Raw genomic sequence first — 23132 nt, forward strand, 5'->3', positions numbered from 1 at the left:
TCCGGTTCAGGGCTGTTCGTCGGGGTAGAGTTCCGACAGCGCTTCCTGGACCAGCGGCCGGGTCACCCTCCGGCCGCGTTCGAGCGCCAGCCTGTCGAGGCGATCGACCATCGAGCGGGCGGCCGCGAAGGACCGCTCCATCCGCAAGGCGAGGGTGTCGATCACGGCGGTGTCGACCACGAGCTGGCGGTCGATGAAGAGCTTGACCAGAACCGCGCGCAGCAGCCCGTCATCCGGCGGCCCGATCGTCGCGCTCGGCGCCAGGCGCAGGCGCGAGAGCAGGTCCGGCACGCGCAGCCCCCAGGATTCCGGGCCCGTCCGCGCCGTCAGAAGCAGATGGCCGCCCCGCGCCTTCACCGCATTCATCAGGTGAAACAGCGCCGCCTCGTCGAAGGGGCCGGCGTCGCAGTCCTCGACGAGGAGAGCGCCGTTCGAGATCAGATGCGCGACCTTCTCATCCGTGAGCTCGCGGGCGGCGACCGTCCAGGCATGCGCCATCCGAGCCCAGATCGCGGCGAGATGGGTCTTGCCGGCGCCCTCGGGGCCGGTCAGCCGCAGCCAGGCGTCGGGCCAGCGCGGCCAGCTCTCGACGAGGCCGTAGGCAGCCTCGTTGGAGGGGCCGACGAGAAAATCCTCGATGCCGTGGCGGCTGTCGACCGGGAGGTCGAAAGCGAGCTGGCGCGGGCGCGCGGGACTGTCCGGCATCGCGTCAGCGTTCAAGGTCGACCTTGACCACGACCTCAGGCGGCTGGCGCACGGGCCCGCCCCGATAGAGGTTGCTGGCGAGGTATTGGCGCAGGGCGAAACGGCAGAGCACACCGGCAACGGCCGCCAGCGGCACCGCCATCAACAGGCCGACGAAGCCGAACAGCGAGCCGAAGGCGAGCAGGGCGAACATCAGCCAGACCGGATGCACGCCGATCGAATCGCCGACGAATTTCGGCTGGAAGATGTTGCCCTCCAGGAACTGGCCGACGAGGAACACGCCGAGCGTCGCCAGAGGCCAGGTCCAGTCGGGCCAGAACTGCACCGTCGCCACTCCGACCGAGAGCACCAGGCCTGTCAGCGAACCGACATAGGGGATGAAGGAGAGGAAGCCCGAGATGATCCCGATCAGCGCGCCGAAATTGACGCCGATGATGCTGAGCCCGATCGCGTAGAACGCACCGAGCAGCAGGCAGACGAGCGCCTGCCCCCTCAGGAAGCCGGCGATGGCGGTGTCCATCTCCTTCAGCAGCCCGCGGATGGTTTCGCGATGGGCCCGCGGCAGCCAGCCGTCGACGGTCGCGACCATCCGGTCCCAGTCGGCGAGGAGGTAGAAGGCGATCACGGGCGTCAGCACCAGCAGCGAGAAGACGCCGACGATCGCCGTGCCCCCGCTCCAGAGCGATTGCAGCAGGCCGCCGACCCATTTCGTCGCGGCGCCGACGAGATCGCCGAGCGAGCTCTGCGCCTCCTTGGCGAGTTCGCCGCCGCCGAAACGCTCGAGCCAGGGCGCTCCCTTCTCCATCACCAGTTCCTGGAGCCGGGACGCATCCTGAGGCAGCCGGGCCACCAGGCCGGCCAGCTGCTGGCCCAGCAGCGGCGCCAGCAGCACCAGGGCCAGCACGAAGAACAGCAGGAAGACGACGAGGATGACGATGGTGGCGGCGAGCCGGCTCATCCCCAGCCGCTCCAGCCGGTCGGCGAGCGGATCGAGCAGATAGGCCAGCGCCAGCGCGGCGATGAAGGGCAGCAGGATGTCGCGGAAGATGATCAGGAAGATCACGAAGACGAGGAGCGACCCCAGCCAAAAGCCGATCTGGCGTTGCAACGTCATTCATCAGCCTCTTCGCTTGGCGGCAGCTCCGATCAAGAGCCGGGCCGCCGCAAAGTTCCCTAGCGGCAAGCCGTCCGGCCACTCAACGCGTCATGTGCCGCAGCCAGAAGGCGAGATAGGCCGCCATCGAGGCGAGCGTCAACAGCGCGACCGCGGCATGGCCCAGCGTGGCCGCGCTCCCCAGCTCGAGTCCGAAGGCGCGCGAGCCCAGCGCCAGCGCCGCGAAGGCGATCTGCGCGGCGGTGTTGACCTTGCTGACGACGAAGGGCCTGATCGCGAGCGGCCTGTGCAGCAGCCATGACAGGACCACGGCGGCAACGATCATGATGTCGCGGGCGGCGACGATGACCACCAGCCAGACAGGGATCGCGCCGATGATGGCCAGCGTGACGTAGATCGAGACGATCAGCGCCTTGTCCGCCAGCGGATCGAGCCAGGCGCCAAGCTCGCTCGCCATTCCGCAATGGCGGGCGAGATAGCCGTCGACGGCGTCCGAGACACCGGCCACCACGAACCCGGCGAAGGCGAGCTCCCACTGCGCGTTCACGATCGCCACGATGATCAGCGGCACGAGGAACAGGCGCGCGATGGTGATCAGGTTGGGGATGGTCATGGCCGCAGCTTGGCGGAAGGCCGCCCGGTTCGCCAGTGGCGCAACCGTCTGGTGAGAATTCGACAAAGCTGCCGACCCTGCCTTGCCAGCCGCCGCCCGCTTGCCTATCGCTCGCGCGAGCAGGAACGGAAGGCGAGAGAGCCATGAGCAAGCCCGGCGCGAATGGACTGACCTATGCGCAGGCGGGTGTCGATATCGACGCCGGCAACGCCATGGTCGACCAGATCAAGCCGCTGGTGCGCGCCACCCGCCGCCCCGGCGCGGATGCCGAGATCGGCGGCTTCGGCGGGCTGTTCGACCTCAAGGCGGCCGGTTTCAACGACCCGATCCTGGTCGCGGCCAATGACGGCGTCGGCACCAAGGTGAAGATCGCGATCGAGAGCGGGCTGCATTCCACGATCGGCATCGACCTCGTGGCGATGTGCGTCAACGACCTGATCGTCCAGGGCGCCGAGCCGCTGCTGTTCCTCGACTATTACGCCACCGGCAAGCTCGACCCCAGGGTCGGCGTCGAGATCGTGCGCGGCATCGCCGATGGCTGCCGCCAGTCCGGCTGCGCGCTGATCGGCGGCGAGACGGCCGAGATGCCCGGCATGTACGCTGAAAAGGACTATGATCTCGCGGGCTTTGCGGTCGGCGCGGCCGAGCGCGGCACGCTCCTGCCGCGCGAGGATCTGAAGCCCGGCGACGTTGTCTTCGGCCTGCCCTCCTCCGGCGTGCATTCCAACGGCTATTCGCTGGTGCGCCGCATCGTGCAGATGAGCGGGCTGGCCTGGAACGCGCCCGCCCCCTTCGCGCCTGGCAAATCCCTGGCCGAGGCGCTGCTGGAGCCGACGCGGATCTATGTGAAGCCGCTCCTCCAGGCCCTCAAGGCCACCGACGGCATCAAGGCGCTGGCCCATATCACCGGCGGCGGCTTCCCGGACAACATCCCGCGCGTGCTGCCGGATGGGCTGGGCGTCTCGCTCGACCTCGCCGCGATCCCGGTGCCGCCCGTGTTCGGCTGGCTGGCGAAGACCGGCGGCGTCGCCGAGCGGGAGATGCTGCGCACCTTCAATTGCGGGCTCGGCATGGTGGTGGCGGCCGATGCGGCCAAGGCCGATGAGGTCCGGGCCGCGCTCGAAGCTGCCGGCGAGACGCCGGTGATGCTCGGCGCGGTCGTCACGGTCGCGGCGGGCGAAGAACAGGTCTCCTACCGCGGCAAGCTCGCACTGTGAGCGATCGTCACGCCCGCAAGCGCGTCGGCGTGCTGATCTCCGGGCGCGGCTCCAACATGGTTTCGCTGGCCGAAGCGGCGCAGACGCCCGGTTATCCCGCCGATATCGCGCTCGTCGTCTCCAACATTCCGGATGTCGCCGGTCTGGAGCGGGCGCGCGGCTTCGGCATCGCGACGGCGACGGTGGACCACCGGACTTTCGGCAAGGACCGCGAGGCGTTCGAGCGCGCGGTCGACGAGGTGCTGCGCGTCAACCAGATCGATCTGGTGGTGCTCGCCGGCTTCATGCGCATCCTGACGCCCTGGTTCGTGCAGCGCTGGGAAGGCCGGATGATCAACATCCACCCCTCCCTGCTGCCGCTGTTCAAGGGCACGCACACGCACGCCCAGGCTCTCGCCGCCGGCGTTTCCGAGCATGGCTGCTCGGTGCATTTCGTCGTGCCGGAGCTCGATGCCGGGCCTGTGATCCTGCAGGCGAAGGTGCCGGTGCTTGCCGGTGACGACGAGGAGACGCTGTCGCAGCGCGTCCTCGTCGAGGAGCACAAGCTCTATCCGGCGGCGCTGGCGGAGGTCGCTTCAGGGCGGGCGCGACTCGTCGGCGGCGTGGTCGAGCGCGGCTAGGCGGCCTTGTCAGCGGCGGCGGCCTCGCCCCCCCGCCCTTCGCGCTGGCAGCGCGCCCATTCCTCCCGCGCCGTTTCCTCTTCCTTCTGCCAGCGGCGGAAGAGCTCGGCGCGGCGGCCTGGATAGCGCTCCTCGAGCGCCGCCAGCCCGGTGATGCGGTCGGTGCGGAAGTGGCGGAAGGCCTGCCGCAGCTCGCACCAGGCGATCACGACGCGCACCCGCTCGTAGAAGGTCATGCCGATCGGCCAGATCATGCGCTGCGTCGCCTGCCCGCTCTCGTCGCTGTAATGGATCGAGAGCTTGCGGCCGTTGCGGATCGCGGCGCGGACGGGGGCGATATCGACCCGGTCGACCGGCAGATCGCCGGGATAGGAGGCGGCGAAGAGCGCGCCGTCGAGCAGGATCGGCTTGAGATGGGAGGGCAGCACGGCCGCGACCTTGCTGACCACGTCCTCGGCGGCCCGCGCCAGGCTGGGATCGGCCCGCTCGGTCAGCCAGCGCATGCCGACCAGCACCGCCTCGATCTCGTCGGGCGACAGCATCAGCGGCGGCAGGTCGAAGCCGGCGTCCAGCACATAGCCGATGCCGGCCTCGCCGCGCACGGGGACGCCCTGGCGGACGAGCGCGCCGATATCGCGGTAGACCGTGCGGACCGAGACATTCAGTTCCGCCGCCAGCGTCTCCGCCGTGACGGGGCGCCTGCGGCGGCGCAGGCTCTGGATCATGTCGAGCAAACGTTCAGCGCGCTGCACGGCTTTCTCTCCCGCCTCTGGTCCTGATCGGCATCGCGAACGTCGAGACAGGCCGCTCGCAAGCGGCCCGCATTCGTCAGCGATGGCAGGATGCCCTGGCCCGACTGACAGCTTCTGTCAGGAGCATGGCAGCAGCAAGGCGGCAGGTGGAGGATGTCGCCCAGCGGCCTCTCAACAGCGACCCGTCATCCCGGGCGCAGCAAAGCGCAGACCCGGGATCCATGCCGGAACGCTCCCGATGAAGGGGCAGGCATCGACTCCGGACCGGCGCAGCCGAAGCCGCCTGTCCGGGATGACGGCCGCTCTCCAGGTCAATTCACCGCAATGAGGGCAGCCTGCTCAGAACGGGCGCTTCAGCTTGCACTTGTCGAGGAAGGAGAGCGCCTTCTCGCGGGACGAATCGTTGAAGTAGCCGGTCTCGCGGAAGGCCTGGATCTCGTCCTTGGTCATGGATTCGATCGTGCCGTTGGCGTAGCAGCTGCAAGGCGAATGCACCGCCTCGCGGGTCGTGCCCATCAGGCCCGACTGGGTGACGAGGCAGGCGTCGAAGGCGCGCAGCTTGATCATGTAGGGCGTCAGGTTCTTGGCCGTCGGGTCTGGCGCAGGCAGCGTCGTCTGGCTGCTCGCGGCATGGGCCGCGATGCTCAGAAGAAGCGAGACTCCACCGGCCAGAACGACCGCACCCATCCGCCGCATGATCATGACTTCGCCTGCCCTTCGCGAGAAAAACCGGCGCGCTGGCCGATCAGGCGCCGCATCGCTTCCGCATGACACAGCCGCTCGAAAGGTCAAGAGGACTGACCGTCACGCTTTCCTGATCCAGACCTTGTTGTCGTGGAAGGCGGCACCGCCGAAGGGAGCGGGCGAATCCGCGCCCGTGAGCGTGTTGATGCCACGGCCATGCCTGTGGGCGGCATTGGGCCAGATCGACTCGGCGATGACGACACCGCGGACGACGCCTGGAAACAAGACCGCGGTAAGGTGGACCGTGCCGCCGTGGTTGCCGATCACCACCTCGTCGCCGGCGGCGATGCCGAGGCCGGCGGCGTCATCGGGATGCAGCATCAGCGTCGGGCCGCCCTCCTTCTTCACCGATCCGGGCGTCTCGGTGAAGGTCGAGTTCAGGAAGCTGCGGGCCGGGCTGGTGGCGAGGCGGAAGGGATGCTCTTCGTCCGCCAGCTCGATCACGTCCCACTGGTCGGGCAGTGCCGGCATCGCCGCGTGCGGCCCGCGCAGCCCGTCATTTCCGTTCGGTACCTTCGGCCAGACCGGCTTGAACCGGAACCGGCCGTCCGGATAGCCGAAGCCCTTCAGGTAATGCGCGGTCTCGAAATCCGGCTGTATGTCGATGAACTCGTTCGCGATCAGCTCGTCGAGCGTGCCGCGCCCGGTCTCGCGCAGCGTCCAGTCGACGAGTTCGCGCGGGCTCATGGAGAAACCGCGATGCTCGGCGCCGAGGCGCGTCGCGAGATCGCAGATCACCTCATGGTTGGAGCGGCATTCGCCGGGCGGCTCGATCAGCTTGCCGCCCCACATGATGTGCTGGTGGCCGCCGCCCTGATAGAGGTCGTCATGCTCCATGAACTGGGTGGCCGGCAGCAGGATATCGGCCATCTGCGCCGTCTCCGTCATGAACTGCTCGTGGACGACGGTGAACAGGTCCTCGCGGGCGAAACCCTGCTTGACCAGCTCCTGCTCCGGCGCGACCGAAACCGGGTTGGTGTTCTGGATGAACAGCGCCTTCACGGCTCCTCCGCCGCGCAGCGCCTCGCCGTCCCCCGTGAGCACGCGGCCGATCTGCGACTGGTCGAGCTGGCGCACGCCGCGGTCCATCGCGTCGAGCCCCTCGATCAGCCTCTTGCGCCATTTGTAGATGCCGCTGTTGCTGTGGAAGGCGCCGCCGCCCTCATATTGCCAGGCGCCCGTCACGGTCGGCACGCAAAGCGCGGCGTGCATGGCGACGGCGCCGTTGCGCTGGCGGGCGAAGCCATAGCCCAGCCGGAAGAAGCTCTTCCTGTGCGTGCCGACGAGCGCGGCGAACTCCTCGATCTGCGCGACGTCGAGGCCGGTGATCGCGGCGGCCCATTCCGGCGTGCGGGTGGCCAGATGCGCCTCCAGCTCGTCGGGGCAGTCGGCGTAGCGGGCGAGATAGTCGCGGTCGGCGTGGCCGTCGCGGAAGAGCACATGCATGACCGCGCAGGCGAGCGCGGCGTCGGTGCCAGGCTTCAGCACCAGGGCAAGATCGGCCTGCTGGAGCGTGGCGTTGCGGTAGATGTCGATGGCGACGATCTTGGCGCCGCGCTCCTTGCGGGCCTTGACCGCGTGGTTCATCACATTGACCTGGGTGTGCACGGCGTTCGTGCCCCAGATCACCACGCAGTCCGACTTCGCCATCTCGCGCGGGTCGGGCCCGGCGAGGCGCCCCGTGCCGGCGATGAAGCCGGTCCATGCGGTCGTGGTGCAGATCGTCGAATACTGGCCGGAATAACGCTTGGCATGCCGCAGACGGTTGATGCCGTCGCGCATCACCAGGCCCATCGTGCCGGCATAGTAATAGGGCCAGACCGCTTCGGCCCCGTGCTCCGCCTCGATGGCGAGGAAGCGCCGCGCGATCTCGTCCAGCGCCTCGTCCCAGGAGATGCGCGCGAACTGGCCCGAGCCCTTGGGGCCGGTGCGGCGCATCGGATGAAGCAGCCGGCCGGGATGGTGGATGCGCTCGGCGTAGCGGGCGACCTTCGCGCAGATGACGCCGTCGGTGTAGCTCTGCCGCTTGCTGCCGCGAACGCGGCCGATGCTGCGCCCGTCGATGACCTCCACCTCCAGCGAGCAGGCCGAGGGGCAGTCATGCGGGCAGACCGAAGGGCGGATATCGATGCGCGGCGCGATGTTCATGGAGCGGTTCTAGAGTTTTTATCACGAGCGGTGAACAGCGCTCGTTCAGAAGTCCTTCTTCGGCATCGCTGCATCCGGCGCGATCTCCTGGAATGCCGCCATGAGCAGTTGGAGCGCCGCCTGGCAGACATCTCGTTCGGGCACGACGCTGATCGCGGCCGCAGCTTCGGCCCATGCGACATCGGTGTCGATGCCCGTGTCCAGGCTCTTCAACTTGGTCTCGATCGCCTTGATGGCGAGGCGTGCCCGACCAAACTCGCTCTCCGAGATGAAGATGCTGACGTAACCGTTTCGGAATTCGAAGCACTGCTTGACGAAAGCGTACTGCGCATACGATCGCTTGAGCACATTGACGGGCCGACGCAATTCTCGCTGCCGCTCTTCCTCGGCGCGCTGGGCCTCAGCCCGTTTGCGGGCCGCCTCCTCCTCGGCCGCACGGCGCCGCTCTTCCTCGGCGCGCTGCATCTCCGCCCGGCGGAGCTCCGCCAGGCGGAGCTCTTCCGCTCTCCGCTGATCTGCCAAGCGCTGCTCTTCGGCACGGCGTTGTTCAGCCTCGAGGCGAAGCCTCTCCGCCTCGGCGCGCTGCTTCTCCATCTCGATGCGCTGCGCTTCCATCTGCGCGGCGACGAGGCGCGCGCTGGCGAGAACAGGCCGGAGCGCCGGGAAGCAAGCCTCCATTCCCGCTGGCGGCAAACGCCGGAATTCCTCCAGAACCGGCCGCGCCATCACGTGGCGGGCCTGGGCGAGCCTTGCGTCCATTCGACGGGTGAAACTCGCAAGGACATCGATATCCGTCTTCGGGTTTCGCTGCAGATCATCCTGCTCGATACCGGCAAAATCACGCCCGGCGTCTTGGACCTCGTAGATCTCCAGCATATCCGGACAACGCACAGGCTTATTCACCGTGATGGAGAGTCCCCCGGGCGCGGTCATGCGAGTCCGCGCGGCTCGCGGAAAATCGGCGAAGTACGGCCCATCGACGAAGCTGCGCCCGGTGCCGGAGCCATAGAGGCGATCATGTTCATTGACCATGAGAAGGCCTTCTGCCCGGCACGAACCGCCGAATGCCCGCCGGGCTCCCTCCCTGATCGTTTCGTCGGTTGCCGTGGCCGTCATGCCCTGAGCGACGATGGCGCGCGTGGCGCAATCGGTAGCAGCACGCACCGTGGGAGCGAACACCCGCCTGTTCTGATCCTGAGCAGACGCGCTACCCGCCAGAACCGACGCAACCAACACAACCCACAGACGCATCATCACCGCCCCCCACCTCACGCTATACGCGAAGGCTTCGGCGAATCCAGCTTAGCGAAAGTCGAATGTCGTCATGAAATGAATGCACAAGCCCGGGGGCTCGCCTCGGGCGCCTCGGCCGAACCGCGCATCTGCGCGGACATTGGATGACGAGAGCAGATCGCCGCAGGCAGGCCGAAAGAAGGTGGTTCGCGTAACAACCCGTCAACGTTAACCGAGCCTCAATTCTCCTGACCGACAGTGCCTGCGAAACCCATGCGAGAGGTGCCTCGGCGCCGGAGTTCTGGATCATGCGTTGCGTTGCGTATCTGGCGGGCCTCGTCATCGGCCTCGCCTTGGCGTTGCCCGGTCAGGCGAAAGCCCAGTCGCGGGATTATACCCAGCTCACCTCGCCGCAAGCGGCGCAGAACTGGTATCTGACGGTGGGCGCCGGCCTGCGCTATCAGCCTGACTATGCCGGCTCCGACGACTACATCTTCCGCGCGCGGCCGATCATCTCGCTCGGCAAGGGGCTGAAGAGCACCTGGTGGAGCGCCGAGGACGACGCGATGCTCAGCATCGGCGTGTTCTCCGGGCAGGGCTGGCGCGTCGGCTTCTCCGGCGACCTGCTGTGGAAGCGCAGCGCCAAGGTCAACCCGGCGCTGGTCGCGGTGCCGGCCACCAAGTTCGGCGGCGAAGCCGGTGCCTTCGTGGAATTCTACCCCACCTCCTGGCTGCGCGGGCGCGTGGATGTCCGCCGCGGCATCGTCGCCCATGACGGCGTGGTCGCCGACCTGAAGCTCGACGCCTTCACCAGGATCGGCTCCTGGACGCTCGGCGCCGGCCCACGCCTGCGGATCACCTCGGCCGACTATGTCCGGACCTATTTCGGCACGGGCGGCGCCATGCCGGGCACCAGCGGGCTGCTGCAGCGCTTCAACACCGGGCTGCATTCCTACGGCGCGATCGCGCAGGCGACCTACAACTGGACGGACAATTTCAAGACGACCGCCTATGTCGAATACAAGCGCCTCACCGGAGACGCGACCCGCTCGCCCATCGTGCGGCCGTTCGGCTCGAAGAACTCGGTCACGATCGGGCTGGCGGCGAGCTACTCCTTCGACACCGGATCGAGCTACTCCTTCGGCATGTGAGGCCGGGCGCGGCGCCGCCGCGCTGCCGGCAACAAAAAAGGCGGGCCGCGAGGCCCGCCTTCGTCGTTTCAGCGATCGGGCTGAAATCAGCCGACGATCTCGTTGCCCGCGAAGAACTGGGCGATCTCGACGGCGGCCGTCTCCGGCGCATCCGAGCCATGCACGGTGTTCTCGCCGACCGACTGGGCGAAGAGCTTGCGGATGGTACCCTCGGCGGCATTGGCCGGGTTGGTCGCGCCCATCACGTCGCGATACTTGGCGATGGCGTCCTCGCCTTCGAGCACCTGCACGACGACCGGGCCCGAGGTCATGAACTCGACGAGCTCGCCGAAGAAGGGCCGCTCCTTGTGGACGCCGTAGAAGGTCTCGGCCTGAGCCTTCGTCATCTGGATGCGCTTCTGCGCGACGATGCGCAGGCCGGCCTTCTCGATGACAGCGTTGACCGCGCCGGTGAGGTTGCGCTTCGTCGCGTCGGGCTTGAGAATGGAGAAGGTACGCTGGACAGCCATCGGAAAATCCTTGGGGAGTTCAAAATCGGGAATGCGGCGCGCTTATAGCCGCCGCCTCCCCGCCCCACAAGGCTGGTGGCTCACCGGTGTCGCCCGTTTCAAAAAAGGCGCGGGTCATCCCGGACGCAGCGCAGCGGAGATCCGGGATTCCTGCCGGAGCGCTGATCGGCGAGGTTCCGGAATGGATCCCGGGTCTCCCTCCGGTCGCCCGGGCGACAGCGCCTGATTGACCAAGGCTCAGGAGCGTGGCCTGAGCCCAGATGCCTTGCGCTCAGTGGCGCGTCAGGACGGCGCGCGCCTCGCGCAGCGCCGCAGCGATCTCGTCGCGGTTCATCTCGGCGGCAAGTTCCTGCCGGGCCGCAGCGGCCCGGGCACAGCCGCGGGCGAAGGCGACGTTGAACCAGGTCTGCGCCTTGACCCGGTCAATCGGACCGGAACGGCCGGAGGCATGCATCAGCCCCAGCTCGTAATAGGCCTCTGCCGAAACCTCCGCCGGGATTACCAGCGAAGCGGGAACCGCGCTCATCTCCATGCGTGCCATGACGAACCACCTTGTTGCCGTTGCTCGCCGATCACCCGTCCAAAGGTCCCCGGCCGATGTCGTGAGAGTGGCGGCGATCGTTAAAGCGGGCGCTAAATTTTGCGATGAATCGAGTCTCAACGAGAGGTGATCGAGCCGTTAAATCAACGGAGCGTTCACGCTAGAGTTGCGAAAACAGCAGATATTTCAAGGCTCTGCCGACAGACCTGCTCAGCCGCCGTTGAGGATGGATTCACCTTGCGTCAGGTTCGGCGGGCCCGCAGCATTCGCGGGGCCGCTTGGAGAGCGACCGAAATCGCGATATGGTTCACATCTAAACGATAAGCCGGGCCCTGCCGGCATGGGAGGATGGAATGACAAGGACGATCGGTTTCGCGCTGGGCAGCTTTGCGGCTCTGGCGGTGATGGGAAGCATGGGCAGTGCCGCGGCGCAGGACGCGCTTGGCGTCTGGCAGCGGGATACCGGCGCCTCGCGCGTGCGCTTCGCCAAATGCGGCGAGGCCCTGTGCGGCACCCTCTCCTGGCTGAAGGATGCCAGCGGCCCGGCCAAGGTCGGCCAGCGCATCTTCTACGACATGAAGCCGAGCGGGGCCGGCAAGTGGAGCGGCAGCGCCTTCAATCCGGAGGACGGCAAGACCTATTCCGGCACGATGACGCTCGCGGGCGACACGCTGACCACGGCTGGCTGCGTGCTCGGCGGGCTGATCTGCCGCTCGGTGGTCTGGAAGCGGGCGGACTGACGCCCCGCCGACTTATCCCCGCCAGCCGCTCCGCCCTTATCCTCGCGCCGTCCCGCCCGACCAAGGGGGCTTCGCGAGGCATCGTGCGGCCGGGCTGGATGCGGTGTTTCGGGTTTCGCGCCATCATGCGGGTGGCCTTGATCCGGAGGGGTTCTCGCCGCCGGGCCGAACAGGCAGGCCCGGTTTCGCCTTGGCGAACAACCTCACAAGACAACCGCGCGCGGGGTTTCGGGCGGGGCCGGCAGGCGCCGCATCGACTTCGACACTCGACATCGACATCGGCACGCGGCCAAAACCGCGCGCCGCCCTTAACCCCGCGCATCCCCTTGGCTGCGCCCCATCCGAAACCCCGCGGCGACAGCCGGACGGGGCCTTCGGTGCACGCTCTCTCTGCTTCTCCCAGAGCACGAGTCATACCGGGAGAAGCGAAGCGCAGACCCGGGACCCATTCGGACCGCTTTCGATCGAGGCTCGGGCATGGATCCCGGATCGGCGCGGCTGACGCCGCTTGTCCGGGATGCCCCGTAGAAGCGTCAAAGAGAGTTCAGCGCGCCTTCTGCCCGAACAGCACCGCCTTTTCCTCAGGCGTGCTGATGCCGGCGGGATTGCGCAGCTCTTCCCCGACCTTGAGGCCGCGCTGCACGGCAGGCCGCGCCAGCATCGTCTCGATCCAGCGCGCTACATGGGGGAACTGCCCGATGTCCTGCCCCTGCTTTTCCCAGCCGCGGGCCCAGCCGATGCAGGCCATGTCGGCGATGGAGTATTCGCCGCAGATGTAGTCGCGGCCTTCGAGACGCTTGTTCAGCACCCCGTAGAGCCGGTTCGCCTCGTTGGTGTAGCGGTCGATCGCATAGGGCACCTTCTCGGGCGCGTATATGCGGAAATGGTGGGTCTGGCCGAGCATCGGCCCGAAGCCGCCCATCTGCCAGAACAGCCATTCGTCGACCGCGACCCGCCCGCGCTCGTCCTGCGGATAGAACCGGCCGGTCTTGCGGCCGAGATATTGCAGGATCGCGCCGGATTCGAAGACCGAGATCGGCTTGCCGTCCGGTCCCTGCGGATCGACGATCGCGGGCATGCGGTTATTGGGCGAGATCGCGAGGAAATCCGGCTTGAACTGGTCGCCCTTGCCGATATTCACCGGGATGACGGTGTAGGGCAGCCCGCACTCCTCGAGCATGATGCTGATCTTGTGGCCGTTCGGGGTCGGCCAGTAATAAAGGTCGATCGGCTGGGTCTGGGCTTGCGACATGGTGCGTCCTCTCGCTGGAGCTTCGGACGCAAGCTAAGCAGCCGGTAGCCCCGCAGGAAGGGGGGCGGGCCTCCCTCAGCGGGAGGGCCGCCATGTCTCGCAGGGGAGGCAGGGCCGGATTGCGATCCGGTGCTGAACCGATCCCGCGGACATGCTCTATATCCGATCACGCCTTTCGCCCGAGCGCATAGCAGGAGCCTTTCCGATGAAACTGACCTGGTACGGCCATTCCGCCTTCCGCGCCGAGATCGACGGCGCCGTCATCCTGATCGACCCGTTCTTCACCGGGAACCCGGCCTTCGAGGGCGATGTCGGAGCGGCCTCCGAGGGCGTGACGCATGTCGTCGTCACCCATGGCCATGGCGACCATGTCGGCGACACGCTCGACATCGCCGCCAGGACCGGCGCGACCGTGGTCACCAATTACGACCTCGCCATGCATCTGGCGTCGAAGGGCCTGAAGGCGTTCCAGCCGATGAATACCGGCGGCACCGTCGATCTCGGCCCGTTCAGCGTCACGCTGACCCGCGCCGATCACTCGGCCGGCATGGGCGAGGCCGGGGTGACCGTGCCGGTCGGCAGCCCCAATGGCGCGATCGTCAAGGCCAAGGGCGAAAAGACCCTCTGGCACATGGGCGACACAGACATCTTCTCCGACATGGCGCTGCTTGCCGAAATCCACGGCGTCGAGGCCTGCATCTGCCCGATCGGCGACCGCTTCACCATGGGCGGCAAGGTCGCGGCGCTGGCCATGACCCGCTTTGTCAAGCCGAAGGTCGCGATCCCCTGCCATTACGGCAGCTTCCCGATCATCGACGCCAATGCGGACGCCTTCGTGGCGGGGCTGAAGGGCAGCGACGTCCAGGCCCTCGTGCCGAGGAAGGGCGAGGCGTTCGCGATCTGAGGGAGCGCTTTCCCCGCTCTCGATCCCCTCGCCGTCATCCCGGCGGAGCGGCTTCGCCGCTTGTCCGGGATGACCCGCGAGTTAAGTCGGCACTTACTTACGCGCCGCCATCTGCTATAGCGCGGCGAAACCTCTCCGGCGCGCCGCGCGCCTCATCCAGGAGTCCGCCATGTCGGTCGATCTCGCCACCGTCAAGCGCGTCGCGCATCTTGCGCGCATCGCCGTTCCGGAGGCCGATCTGCCGAAGCTGCAAGGCGAGCTCAACGCCATCCTCGGCTTCGTCGAGCAGCTCAATGAAGTGGATGTCGAGGGCGTCGAGCCGATGACCTCGGTGACGCCGATGGCGATGAAGCAGCGCGAGGACGTCGTCAACGACGGCGAGATCGCGGACAGGATCGTCGCCAATGCGCCGGCTTCCGAGGACAACTATTTCATGGTGCCCAAAGTCATCGAGTAGCGCCCCGCTTCGCCCGCGCCCCGTCATCGCGAGCGCAGCGAAGCAATCCGGAAGGACTGGGTCCCACCGTTCCGCCTCGCGGCCCCCGGATTGCTTCGTCGCTCCGCTCCTCGCAATGACGGCCTCGATCTGCCCGCCCATTTGAATGCTGGAATATCGCCCGTGACCGATCTCACCCGCCTGACGCTGACCGAAGCCCGCGACGGCCTGAAGGCCAAGCAGTTCACCGCCACCGAGCTGACGCAGGCCCATATCGCCGCCGTCGAGAAGGCCCGCGCGCTGAACGCCTATGTGCTGGAGACTCCCGAGCACGCGCTGAAGCAGGCCGCGGCCAGCGATGCCCGCCTCGCCAAGGGCGAAGCCGGCCCGCTCGAAGGCCTGCCGCTCGGCATCAAGGACCTGTTTGCGACCGAAGGCGTGCGCACCACCGCCTGCTCCAAGATCCTCGGCAATTTCGTGCCACCCTATGAATCGACCGTCTCCAGCCAGCTCTGGCGCGACGGCGCCGTCATGCTCGGCAAGCTCAACAATGACGAATTCGCCATGGGCTCGTCGAACGAGACCTCGGCCTTCGGCAATGTCGTGAACCCGTGGCGCCGCAAGGGCTCCAACGTCGGATCGGGGCCGGGCGGCGCCGTCGAGGGCAACCACCTCGTGCCGGGCGGCTCGTCCGGCGGTTCGGCCGCGGCCGTCGCCGCCGATCTTTGCCTTGCCGCGACCGCGACCGACACCGGCGGCTCGATCCGCCAGCCGGCCGCCTTCACCGGCACCGTCGGCATCAAGCCGACCTATGGCCGCTGCTCGCGCTGGGGCATCGTCGCCTTCGCCTCCTCGCTCGACCAGGCCGGGCCGATCGGCAAGAGCGTGCGCGACTGCGCCGCGATGCTGCGCTCCATGGCCGGGCACGATCCCAAGGACACGACCTCCGTCGACATGGCGGTGCCGGATTACGAGGCGGCCGCCGGCCGCTCGATCAAGGGCAAGAAGATCGGCATTCCCAGGGAATACCGGCTCGACGGGCTGAACCCGGAGATCGACGCCCTCTGGCAGAAGGGCATCGACTGGCTCAAGGCGGCCGGCGCCGAGATCGTCGAGATCTCGCTGCCTCATACCAAATACGCGCTGCCGGCCTACTACATCGTCGCCCCGGCCGAGGCTTCGTCGAATCTCGCTCGCTATGACGGCGTCCGCTACGGCCTGCGCGAGCAGGGCAAGGACATCGTCGAGATGTACGAGAAGACCCGCGCCGCCGGCTTCGGCGCCGAGGTCAAGCGCCGCATCATGATCGGCACCTATGTGCTCTCGGCCGGCTATTACGATGCCTATTACGTCCGCGCCCAGAAGATCCGCACGTTGATCAAGCGCGATTTCGAGACGGTCTATGCCGAAGGCATCGACGCCGTCCTGACGCCGGCCACGCCGTCCGCCGCCTTCGGCATCGGCGAGAAGGGCTCGGCCGATCCGGTCGAGATGTATCTCAATGACGTCTTCACGGTGACGGTGAACATGGCCGGCCTGCCCGGTATCGCCGTTCCGGCGGGCCTCGACGCGCAGGGCCTGCCGCTCGGCCTCCAGCTCATCGGCCGGCCCTTCGACGAGGAGACCCTGTTCTCGCTCGGCGAGGTGATCGAGCAGGCCGCCGGCCGCTTCCCGGTCGGCGAGCGCTGGTGGGGATGAGCGCCGCCTCGCTGCACCGCCGGGGTGGGCGAAGCCGAGATCGCGGGGTGTGCCCGTCGAGCTGGTGAAGCCGAGCCGTACCTGGCGGTGCGAGCAGGATCAGGGAACCACGAACTCCGATTGCACCAAGCGCGGTTGGTTCGCGCAGGCGTTGCGCGGCCTATTTGACAGCATTCGTCAAACCGGGATGATCGCGACCGTTGGGAGCGGCGTGAGCCGGCGCCGGCGGCCACAGCCGCTCCGGCCACCTGTTTCGCAACGGGCCGGGGGGCATCCGTGACGACACCACTTCATCCGCTGGCGACCCAGCATCTGCCGAGTTTCGTAACGGAACCGGGGCAGTCCGACACGCTCTTCCTGATCTGCTGTATCCTGATCATCGGCGCCGTCCTCGCCGTCGGCCTGCTGTTCCTGCATCTGCATACGTTGCCGGAGCGGATGGCTCACCGGACCCACAAGCTGCAGTTCGAGGTCGTCGCCGTGCTCGGCCTGCTGGCGCTGTTCACGCATATGCACATTTTCTGGGTGATCGGGCTGATCCTGGCCCTGATCGAAATCCCGGATGTCTGGACGCCCCTGCGCCGGATGGCGGGCGCTCTGGAGAAGATTGCGGGCATTCCGCCCGAGGATGCCGGGGAGTCGCCGGCTCAGGCGACGTCTGCCACACCACCTCCTGCTGCGCCGCCTCCTGCTGCGGCCCCGGCCGCGGCGGCCGAGACGCTTCCTGCCGAGGTCGCCGCTCAGGGAGGGCCGAGCCATGCTTGAGGTGATGCTCTGCTCGCTGGTCACGCTTCTGCCTGACTACCTCTTCCGCCGCTTCGTCCAGGGCAAGCGGATCACCTTCTACTCGGTCTGGTTCGACCTGCGCTGGGGCATCGTCACCTGCCTGATGCTGACCGTGACGCTGCTGACGGTGGTGTTCTATTTCCACCCGGCGACCCAGATCGCGACGCTTTCCTTCCGCACCGTGCCGATCGTGCCGGAGGTCGGCGGCCGCGTCGCGGAGGTCTATGTCCGGCAGGGCCAGACGGTGGAGGCCGGCGCACCGCTGGTCCGGCTGGACAGCGCCAAACAGGAGAGCGCCTTAACGGCGGCGCGCGCCAAGATCGGCGAGATCGAGGCGGAGATGACGGTCGCGCGCGTCGATCTCCAGACCAGCGACGCCCGCATCCGTGAGGCGCGGGCGAACAACCAGCAGTCGCAGGACGAGCTGCAGACCAAGCAGGAGCTCAAGCGCCGCAACGACAACGTCGTCTCGAACCGGGAGCTGGAGCGGCTGGAGAACACGGCTGCCGGCGCCCAGGCCGCGCTCGCCGCCGCCATCGCCCAGCAGGAGACCGCCCAGGCCCGCATTGCGGTGCAGCTCCCCGCCGCCAAGGCGAGCGCCGAGGCCGCGCTGGCTCAGGCCCAGGTCGAGCTCGACAAGACGATGATCCGGGCCGGCATCGCCGGGCATGTCGAGCAGTTTGCCGTCCGCGTCGGTGATCTGGTCAATCCCTTCATGCGCCCGGCGGGCGTGCTGATCCCGGCCGATGCCGGACGTCGCGCCATCCAGGCCGCGTTCACCCAGATCGAGGCGCCCTCGCTCAAGGTGGGCATGATCGGCGAAGTCTCCTGCCTGTCGAAACCCTGGACCATCATCCCGGTGGTGGTGACCGACGTGCAGGATTTCGTGGCGACCGGCCAGTTCCGCACCAGCGACCAACTGGTCGATCTCTCGCAGGCGATCCGCGTCGGCTCGGTGCTGGTCTTCATGGAGCCGCTCTACGAAGGCGGGTTCGAGGGGTTGGTTCCGGGCAGCAACTGCTCGGCCAACGCCTATTCGAACCATCATGACGAGATCGCCTCGGGCAAGCACTCGGCGCTCGGGCGCTTTGCCCTGCACGCGATCGACGCCACGGGCGTGGTCCATGCCGCGATCCTGCGCATCCAGGCCATCATGGCCCCGATCAAGGTGCTCGTGCTCAGCGGGCACTGAATGGCGAGCACCATCGCGGGGCGGCGCAACCGGCTCGCCCGCGCCTTCCCGGAATGGCGGCTTCGCGCCGCCGATATCGCCGCCTCGCTGGCCGGCGTGTCGCAGCGCGGTCCTGGCGGCTCTGCCCCCAAGCCTGCGGCGCCCGCGACAGCAAAAAGGCCGCGAGGGTCGCGGCCTTTTCGATCGTCGTCTCGCGTCCGCCGCGGCGCGGCCGCTTCCGCTCAGTGCGCCCCGGTGGGCTGCACCGGCGGCGTGCCCTCGGCCTTCCGCTTCGTGCCGCGCAGATCCGCGAGCCAGCGCACCATGACGTAGAACACCGGCGTGAAGATCAGGCCGAAGAAGGTCACGCCCAGCATGCCGGAGAACACCGCGATACCCATCGCCTGACGCATCTCCGCGCCGGCACCGACCGAGATCGTCAGTGGCAGCACGCCCAGGACGAAGGCGAGCGAGGTCATCAGGATCGGCCGCAGGCGGGTCTTGGCGGCGGCGATGGCGGCGTCGCGCCGGTTCATCCCCTCCTCCTCGGCCTGCTTGGCGAACTCAACAATGAGGATCGCGTTCTTCGCGGCAAGGCCGACGAGCACGACGAGGCCGATATCGACCAGGATGTTGCGGTCGAGCCCGGCGAAATTCACCCCGATCATCGCCGCCAGAATGCACATCGGCACGATCAGGATGACCGAGAGCGGCAGGAGCCAACTCTCGTAGAGCGCCGCCAGCAGCAGGAAGACGAACACCACCGCGAGGCCGAAGGCGACGATTGCCGTATTGCCCGCGAGCTTCTCCTGCAGCGCGATCTCGGTCCATTCGAAGCCGAAGCCGGGCGGCAGCACCTTCTGCGTCAGCGCCTCGACCGCCGCGATGCCCTGGCCGGTCGAATAGCCGTGCTTCATCGAGAGCTGCACCTCGGCCGCCGGATAGAGGTTGTAGCGCGGCACGCGATAGGCGCCGGTCGTGTCGTGGAAGGTCGCGACCGAGCCGATCGGGACCATCTCGCCATCCGCGTTGCGGGTCTTGAGATTGGCGACGTCGCGGGTCGTCAGGCGGAAGGGATTATCCGCCTGCGCGGTGACGCGATAGGTGCGGCCGAGCAGGTTGAAGTCGTTGATATAGGCCGAGCCCATATAGACCGACAGCGTCTCGAAGATGCGTGTGACCGGCACGCCCAGCATTTCCGCCTTGGTGCGGTCGATATCGGCGAAGATCTGCGGCGTCTTGGTCGAGAACAGGGTGAAGGGCTGCTGGATGCCGTCGATCTGGCCGGCCGCACCGGCCACCATCCAGGTCGCGCCTTCGAGCGCCGCGAGCCCGCGGCCGCCCCGGTCCTGCACATAGCCCTTGAGGCCGCCGCCATTGCCGATGCCCGAGATCGCCGGCGGCTCGATGACGAGCGGGAATGCCTCGGTGATGTTGCCGAACATCTGCCCGCGCAGATCGTTGAGAATGCCCTGATAGGTCAGCCCATGCTTGGCCCGCTCCTCGAAACTGCTCAGCGTGACGAAGACGACACCGGCATTGGGCGCGATGGTGAAGGTCGCACCGTCGAGGCCCGCGAATGCCACCGCATGCTCGACGCCGGGGCGGGAGGTCGCCAGCTCGCTCGCCTTGCGGACGACGGCATCCGTCCGGGACAGGGATGAACCCGGCGGCAGCTGGAAGACCAGGATGAAGTAGCCGCGGTCGAGCTGCGGCACGAGGCCGGTCGGCGTCTGGACGAGGCGCTGGGCGGTCAGCGCGATCAGCCCGCCATAGACGACGAGCAGGATCACCGCGAGCCGGATCAGACGCGAGGTCAGACGGCCATAGTTGCGCGACAGCCAGTCGAAGCCGGCGTTGAAGTAGTGGAAGAACCAGCGCACCGGTGCGCCGAGCTTGTAGAACACGCCATGCTTCGCGTTGGGGTCGTGCTGCACATGCGGCCGCAGCAGCACCGCCGACATGGCCGGGGACAGCGTCAGCGAAACGAAGCAGGAGATCGCGGTGGAGGCGGCGATGGTGACGGCGAACTGCTGGTAGAACGTTCCCTGCAGGCCGCTGATGAAGGCGGTGGGCAGGAACACGGCGCAGAGCACGAGCGCGATGGCGACCAGCGCGCCGCCAACCTCGTCCATCGTCTTGTGCGCGGCCTCCTTCGGGGACATGCCCTGCGCGAGGTAGCGCTCGACGTTCTCGACCACGACGATGGCGTCGTCGACCACGATGCCGATGGCCAGCACCAGCGCCAGCAGCGAGATCGTGTTGAAGGAGATGCCGACGGCCGCCATGATCAGGAAGGTGCCGATCAGCGAGACCGGGATCGCGACGATCGGGATCACCGCGGCGCGCCAGGTCTGCAGGAACAGGATCACCACGATCACGACGAGCGCGACCGCCTCGAACAGCGTGTGCACGACGGCGTCGACCGACTGGGAGATGAACTCGGTCGGGTTGTAGATGATGCGGTAGTCGACGCCCGAGGGGAAGCGCGCGGCCATCGACTTCATTTCCGCGACCAGCGCGTCCGAGGTGCGCAGTGCGTTCGACCCCGGGCGCTGGAACACGCCGATGGCGACCGCCTCGCGGTTATCGAGATAGTTGTTGGTGGTGTAGTCCTGCGCACCGAGCTCGACGCGCGCGATGTCGCGGATGCGGACCGTGCCGCCATCGGCCTCGGCGCGAACGACGATGTTCTCGAACTCCGCCACGTCGGTCAGGCGGCCAAGCGTGTTGACCGAGAGCTGGAAGGCCTCCTGCGACTTCGCCGGCGGCTGGTTGATGGCACCCGCCGCGACCTGCACGTTGGCGGCCTGCAAAGCGGCGACGACGTCGCCGGCGGTGAGGTTGCGCGCGGCGACCTTGGCGGGGTCCAGCCAGACGCGCATCGAATAGTCGCGCGCGCCGAAGACCTGGACGTTGCCGACGCCGTCGACGCGGGTCAGCGCGTCCTTCACATAGAGCGTGGCGTAATTGGAGACGTATTGCTGGGTGCGGGACCCGTCCGGCGAGATGAGCTGGATGAACATCAGCACGTCGGGCGAGGCCTTGCGGACCTGCACGCCGATCTGGCGCACCGCCTGCGGCAGGCGCGGCTCGGCGGAGGAGACGCGGTTCTGCACCAGCACCTGCGCCTGGTCGACGTCGACGCCGGCCTTGAAGACGACGTTGATGGTGACGATGCCGTCGCCGGTCGACTGCGACGAGATGTAGAGCATGTCGTCGACGCCGTTGACCTCCTGCTCGATCGGCGTCGCCACCGTTGCGGCGACCGTCTCGGCCGAGGCGCCGGGATAGCTTGCGGTGATCGAGACCGTGGGTGGCGCGATCTCCGGATATTCCGCGATCGGCAGCGTGCGCATCACGACCGTGCCCGCGATCGTCAGCAGCACCGAGAGCACGGTGGCGAAGATCGGGCGGTCGATGAAGAAATGGGCGAAGCGGAACATGGAAGCTGTCCTGTCCGGAAAAGGCGGGCGGGGCGCCGAAGGCGCCCCTGTTGCGATGTCGGCCTGGCGCGAGAGCGCCCGCAGGCCGTCAGTTGGTCGTCGCGACCTTGATCTGGCCGGGGTGAGGCGTGACCGCCACGCCCGGGCGCACCATCGGGTTGGCGCCGCCGCCGACGATGACCTTGTCCTCGGTGGTCAGGCCGGAGCGCACGATGCGCAGGCCCTCGCTGAGCGGGCCGAGCACGATCGTCTTGGGCACGACCTTGTTCTCGGGCCCGACCGTCAGGACGACCTTGTTGGCCTGGTCGGACGAGATCGCGGTATCCGGAACCAGCAGAGCGTCGCTTTCGCCGGCATAGAAGCGCAGCCGCCCGAACACGCCCGGCGTCAGGAACTGGTCCTTGTTCTCGAAGACCGCGCGGCCGCGGATCGTCGCCGAGCGGGCGTTGAGCGCGTTGTCGAGGAAGTTGACCCTGCCCCGGCGGTCCCATTTCGCCTCGTCGGCGAGCTTGACCTCGACCTGGGTGCCCGTGTCCTTGCTGGCACCCTCGCGCAGATTGGCCATGCGGGCGTAGCGCAGGTAGTCGGCCTCCGACACGTCGAAGGAGAAGTAGATCGGGTCGACCGCGACGATCGTCGTCAGCAGGGTCGCGCCGGACTGGCCGCCGGAGATCAGATTGCCCGGATCGACGCGGCGGTTCGAGATGCGGCCGGAGATCGGCGCACGGACCTCGGTCCATTCCAGGTTGAGCTCGGCGTTCTTGAGGTTCGCCTCGGCGCCCTGCTGGGTCCCGATCGCGCTGTTGAGGTTGGCGCGGCGCTGATCGACGTCGCGCGCCGTGATGGTCCGGTTCTGCGTCAGCCCCTCGGCGCGCTCGACCTCGTTCTGGGAGAGCTCGACCTGCGCCTTGGCGCGCGCGACATCGGCCCTGGCGACATCGACCGCCAGTTTGTAGGGGCGCTGATCGATGGTAAAGAGCAGGTCGCCCTTCTTGACGAGCGCGCCGTCGCGGAAGTGGACGCTGTCGATGAAGCCGGAGACGCGGGCGCGGACCTCGACCTGCTCGCTCGCCTCGAAGCGGCCGGTATATTCGTCCCAATTGGCGACGCGCTTCGCCAGCGGGTTGGCGACCTGGACGGGCGGGGCCGGCGGCGCACCCTGGGCGGACACGTCCTGCGCGAGCAGAAGCGTCGACGCCGCGGTGAGCACCAGGCCGAGAAAGCGGCTGCGTGACATGGGAAGACTCCGGATTGCAGGCAGGGTCGCCACGGATGCTTCCCCCACCGTCGTCGCCGCTAAAAGGGGTGCGGTGTGACGAATGTCAAGAACCATCACCCATCATCAAGCGCTT

Annotated in this window: 21 protein-coding genes; 9 read left to right on the forward strand and 12 right to left on the reverse strand. The window is 67.6% G+C overall.

Annotated elements, in window-relative coordinates; all coding sequences use genetic code 11:
* Positions 1-6: 6 nt before the first annotated feature.
* The 3 genes from BW981_RS00630 to BW981_RS00640 form a co-directional block, all read right to left on the reverse strand.
* Complete coding sequence (locus BW981_RS00630) at positions 7-705, reverse strand: P-loop NTPase family protein (protein ID WP_076435303.1); 699 nt, start codon at positions 703-705, stop codon at positions 7-9.
* A 4-nt stretch (positions 706-709) separates the two neighbouring features.
* Positions 710-1819, reverse strand: a complete 1110-nt coding sequence (locus BW981_RS00635) for an AI-2E family transporter (protein ID WP_076435305.1) — start codon at positions 1817-1819, stop codon at positions 710-712.
* A gap of 82 nt (positions 1820-1901) precedes the next feature.
* On the reverse strand, positions 1902-2432 hold the full coding sequence (locus BW981_RS00640; protein WP_076435308.1) for a CDP-alcohol phosphatidyltransferase family protein: 531 nt from the start codon (positions 2430-2432) through the stop codon (positions 1902-1904).
* Positions 2433-2575: 143 nt separating this feature from the next.
* Between BW981_RS00640 and purM the strand changes: the two genes are divergently transcribed.
* Both purM and purN read left to right on the forward strand, forming a co-directional pair.
* Entirely contained in the window at positions 2576-3649 is a 1074-nt protein-coding gene (purM, locus tag BW981_RS00645; RefSeq protein WP_076435310.1) for a phosphoribosylformylglycinamidine cyclo-ligase, read from the forward strand.
* Entirely contained in the window at positions 3646-4269 is a 624-nt protein-coding gene (purN, locus tag BW981_RS00650; protein ID WP_076435312.1) for a phosphoribosylglycinamide formyltransferase, read from the forward strand. Before purM ends, purN begins: the two co-directional genes overlap by 4 nt.
* Here the strand turns inward: purN and BW981_RS00655 are convergent.
* The 4 genes from BW981_RS00655 to BW981_RS00670 all read right to left on the reverse strand — a co-directional run bounded on the left by BW981_RS00655 (position 4266) and on the right by BW981_RS00670 (position 9170).
* Positions 4266-5021 (reverse strand): helix-turn-helix transcriptional regulator, encoded by a 756-nt coding sequence (locus tag BW981_RS00655; RefSeq protein WP_076435314.1) that lies wholly within the window; start codon positions 5019-5021, stop codon positions 4266-4268. The two genes, purN and BW981_RS00655, sit on opposite strands and share 4 nt — an antisense overlap.
* Before the next feature lie 339 nt (positions 5022-5360).
* Positions 5361-5723, reverse strand: a complete 363-nt coding sequence (locus BW981_RS00660) for a hypothetical protein (protein WP_083712076.1) — start codon at positions 5721-5723, stop codon at positions 5361-5363.
* A 102-nt stretch (positions 5724-5825) separates the two neighbouring features.
* Positions 5826-7913, reverse strand: a complete 2088-nt coding sequence (locus BW981_RS00665) for a molybdopterin-containing oxidoreductase family protein (protein ID WP_076435316.1) — start codon at positions 7911-7913, stop codon at positions 5826-5828.
* A 45-nt stretch (positions 7914-7958) separates the two neighbouring features.
* Positions 7959-9170, reverse strand: coding sequence for a hypothetical protein (locus BW981_RS00670; protein ID WP_139333565.1), 1212 nt, complete (start codon positions 9168-9170; stop codon positions 7959-7961).
* A gap of 284 nt (positions 9171-9454) precedes the next feature.
* Here BW981_RS00670 and BW981_RS00675 point away from each other — a divergent pair, with 284 nt between their 5' ends.
* Positions 9455-10297: a MipA/OmpV family protein gene (locus BW981_RS00675; RefSeq protein WP_076435320.1), complete on the forward strand. Its 843-nt coding sequence runs from the start codon at positions 9455-9457 to the stop codon at positions 10295-10297.
* Positions 10298-10383: 86 nt separating this feature from the next.
* On the opposite strand, the gene ndk is transcribed toward BW981_RS00675, so the two are convergent.
* Both ndk and BW981_RS00685 read right to left on the reverse strand, forming a co-directional pair.
* Positions 10384-10806, reverse strand: coding sequence for a nucleoside-diphosphate kinase (gene ndk / locus BW981_RS00680; protein WP_076435322.1), 423 nt, complete (start codon positions 10804-10806; stop codon positions 10384-10386).
* A gap of 271 nt (positions 10807-11077) precedes the next feature.
* The gene (locus tag BW981_RS00685) at positions 11078-11347 is read right to left on the reverse strand and encodes an SEL1-like repeat protein (protein ID WP_076435324.1); all 270 of its coding nucleotides are present in this window, start codon (positions 11345-11347) and stop codon (positions 11078-11080) included.
* 353 nt (positions 11348-11700) lie between these two features.
* Here BW981_RS00685 and BW981_RS00690 point away from each other — a divergent pair, with 353 nt between their 5' ends.
* On the forward strand, positions 11701-12087 hold the full coding sequence (locus tag BW981_RS00690; protein WP_076435326.1) for a DUF2147 domain-containing protein: 387 nt from the start codon (positions 11701-11703) through the stop codon (positions 12085-12087).
* A gap of 544 nt (positions 12088-12631) precedes the next feature.
* Here BW981_RS00690 and BW981_RS00695 read toward each other — a convergent pair.
* Positions 12632-13339: a glutathione S-transferase N-terminal domain-containing protein gene (locus BW981_RS00695; protein ID WP_076435328.1), complete on the reverse strand. Its 708-nt coding sequence runs from the start codon at positions 13337-13339 to the stop codon at positions 12632-12634.
* Positions 13340-13544: 205 nt separating this feature from the next.
* On the opposite strand from BW981_RS00695, the gene BW981_RS00700 reads away from it, so the two are divergent.
* The 5 genes from BW981_RS00700 to BW981_RS00720 all read left to right on the forward strand — a co-directional run bounded on the left by BW981_RS00700 (position 13545) and on the right by BW981_RS00720 (position 18355).
* Positions 13545-14243 (forward strand): metal-dependent hydrolase, encoded by a 699-nt coding sequence (locus BW981_RS00700; protein ID WP_076435330.1) that lies wholly within the window; start codon positions 13545-13547, stop codon positions 14241-14243.
* A gap of 169 nt (positions 14244-14412) precedes the next feature.
* Positions 14413-14700, forward strand: a complete 288-nt coding sequence (gene gatC, locus BW981_RS00705; protein WP_076435332.1) for an Asp-tRNA(Asn)/Glu-tRNA(Gln) amidotransferase subunit GatC — start codon at positions 14413-14415, stop codon at positions 14698-14700.
* A gap of 162 nt (positions 14701-14862) precedes the next feature.
* Positions 14863-16377, forward strand: a complete 1515-nt coding sequence (gatA, locus tag BW981_RS00710; protein WP_076435334.1) for an Asp-tRNA(Asn)/Glu-tRNA(Gln) amidotransferase subunit GatA — start codon at positions 14863-14865, stop codon at positions 16375-16377.
* Positions 16378-16653: 276 nt separating this feature from the next.
* On the forward strand, positions 16654-17142 hold the full coding sequence (locus BW981_RS00715) for a hypothetical protein (protein ID WP_076435335.1): 489 nt from the start codon (positions 16654-16656) through the stop codon (positions 17140-17142).
* A complete protein-coding gene (locus BW981_RS00720; protein WP_076435337.1) occupies positions 17135-18355 on the forward strand; it encodes an HlyD family secretion protein in 1221 nt (406 codons plus the stop codon). Before BW981_RS00715 ends, BW981_RS00720 begins: the two co-directional genes overlap by 8 nt.
* Before the next feature lie 221 nt (positions 18356-18576).
* Here the strand turns inward: BW981_RS00720 and BW981_RS00725 are convergent, their stop codons facing one another.
* Complete coding sequence (locus BW981_RS00725) at positions 18577-21780, reverse strand: efflux RND transporter permease subunit (RefSeq protein ID WP_076435339.1); 3204 nt, start codon at positions 21778-21780, stop codon at positions 18577-18579.
* 88 nt (positions 21781-21868) lie between these two features.
* The gene (locus BW981_RS00730) at positions 21869-23017 is read right to left on the reverse strand and encodes an efflux RND transporter periplasmic adaptor subunit (RefSeq protein ID WP_076435340.1); all 1149 of its coding nucleotides are present in this window, start codon (positions 23015-23017) and stop codon (positions 21869-21871) included.
* Positions 23018-23132: the final 115 nt, after the last annotated feature.

It is taken from the genome of Allobosea sp. TND4EK4 (assembly GCF_900156025.1).
Taxonomy (GTDB): Bacteria; Pseudomonadota; Alphaproteobacteria; order Rhizobiales; family Beijerinckiaceae; genus Allobosea.

Coding starts and splice junctions, on each gene's coding strand:
- BW981_RS00720 (WP_076435337.1), top strand. CDS start 17,135: ATGCTTGAGGTGATGCTCTGCTCGCTGGTCACGCTTCTGCCTGACTAC.
- BW981_RS00660 (WP_083712076.1), bottom strand. CDS start 5,723: ATGATCATGCGGCGGATGGGTGCGGTCGTTCTGGCCGGTGGAGTCTCG.
- ndk (WP_076435322.1), bottom strand. CDS start 10,806: ATGGCTGTCCAGCGTACCTTCTCCATTCTCAAGCCCGACGCGACGAAG.
- BW981_RS00685 (WP_076435324.1), bottom strand. CDS start 11,347: ATGGCACGCATGGAGATGAGCGCGGTTCCCGCTTCGCTGGTAATCCCG.
- BW981_RS00635 (WP_076435305.1), bottom strand. CDS start 1,819: ATGACGTTGCAACGCCAGATCGGCTTTTGGCTGGGGTCGCTCCTCGTC.
- purM (WP_076435310.1), top strand. CDS start 2,576: ATGAGCAAGCCCGGCGCGAATGGACTGACCTATGCGCAGGCGGGTGTC.
- gatC (WP_076435332.1), top strand. CDS start 14,413: ATGTCGGTCGATCTCGCCACCGTCAAGCGCGTCGCGCATCTTGCGCGC.
- BW981_RS00700 (WP_076435330.1), top strand. CDS start 13,545: ATGAAACTGACCTGGTACGGCCATTCCGCCTTCCGCGCCGAGATCGAC.
- BW981_RS00630 (WP_076435303.1), bottom strand. CDS start 705: ATGCCGGACAGTCCCGCGCGCCCGCGCCAGCTCGCTTTCGACCTCCCG.
- BW981_RS00640 (WP_076435308.1), bottom strand. CDS start 2,432: ATGACCATCCCCAACCTGATCACCATCGCGCGCCTGTTCCTCGTGCCG.
- BW981_RS00690 (WP_076435326.1), top strand. CDS start 11,701: ATGACAAGGACGATCGGTTTCGCGCTGGGCAGCTTTGCGGCTCTGGCG.
- BW981_RS00695 (WP_076435328.1), bottom strand. CDS start 13,339: ATGTCGCAAGCCCAGACCCAGCCGATCGACCTTTATTACTGGCCGACC.
- BW981_RS00730 (WP_076435340.1), bottom strand. CDS start 23,017: ATGTCACGCAGCCGCTTTCTCGGCCTGGTGCTCACCGCGGCGTCGACG.
- BW981_RS00675 (WP_076435320.1), top strand. CDS start 9,455: ATGCGTTGCGTTGCGTATCTGGCGGGCCTCGTCATCGGCCTCGCCTTG.
- BW981_RS00665 (WP_076435316.1), bottom strand. CDS start 7,913: ATGAACATCGCGCCGCGCATCGATATCCGCCCTTCGGTCTGCCCGCAT.
- BW981_RS00725 (WP_076435339.1), bottom strand. CDS start 21,780: ATGTTCCGCTTCGCCCATTTCTTCATCGACCGCCCGATCTTCGCCACC.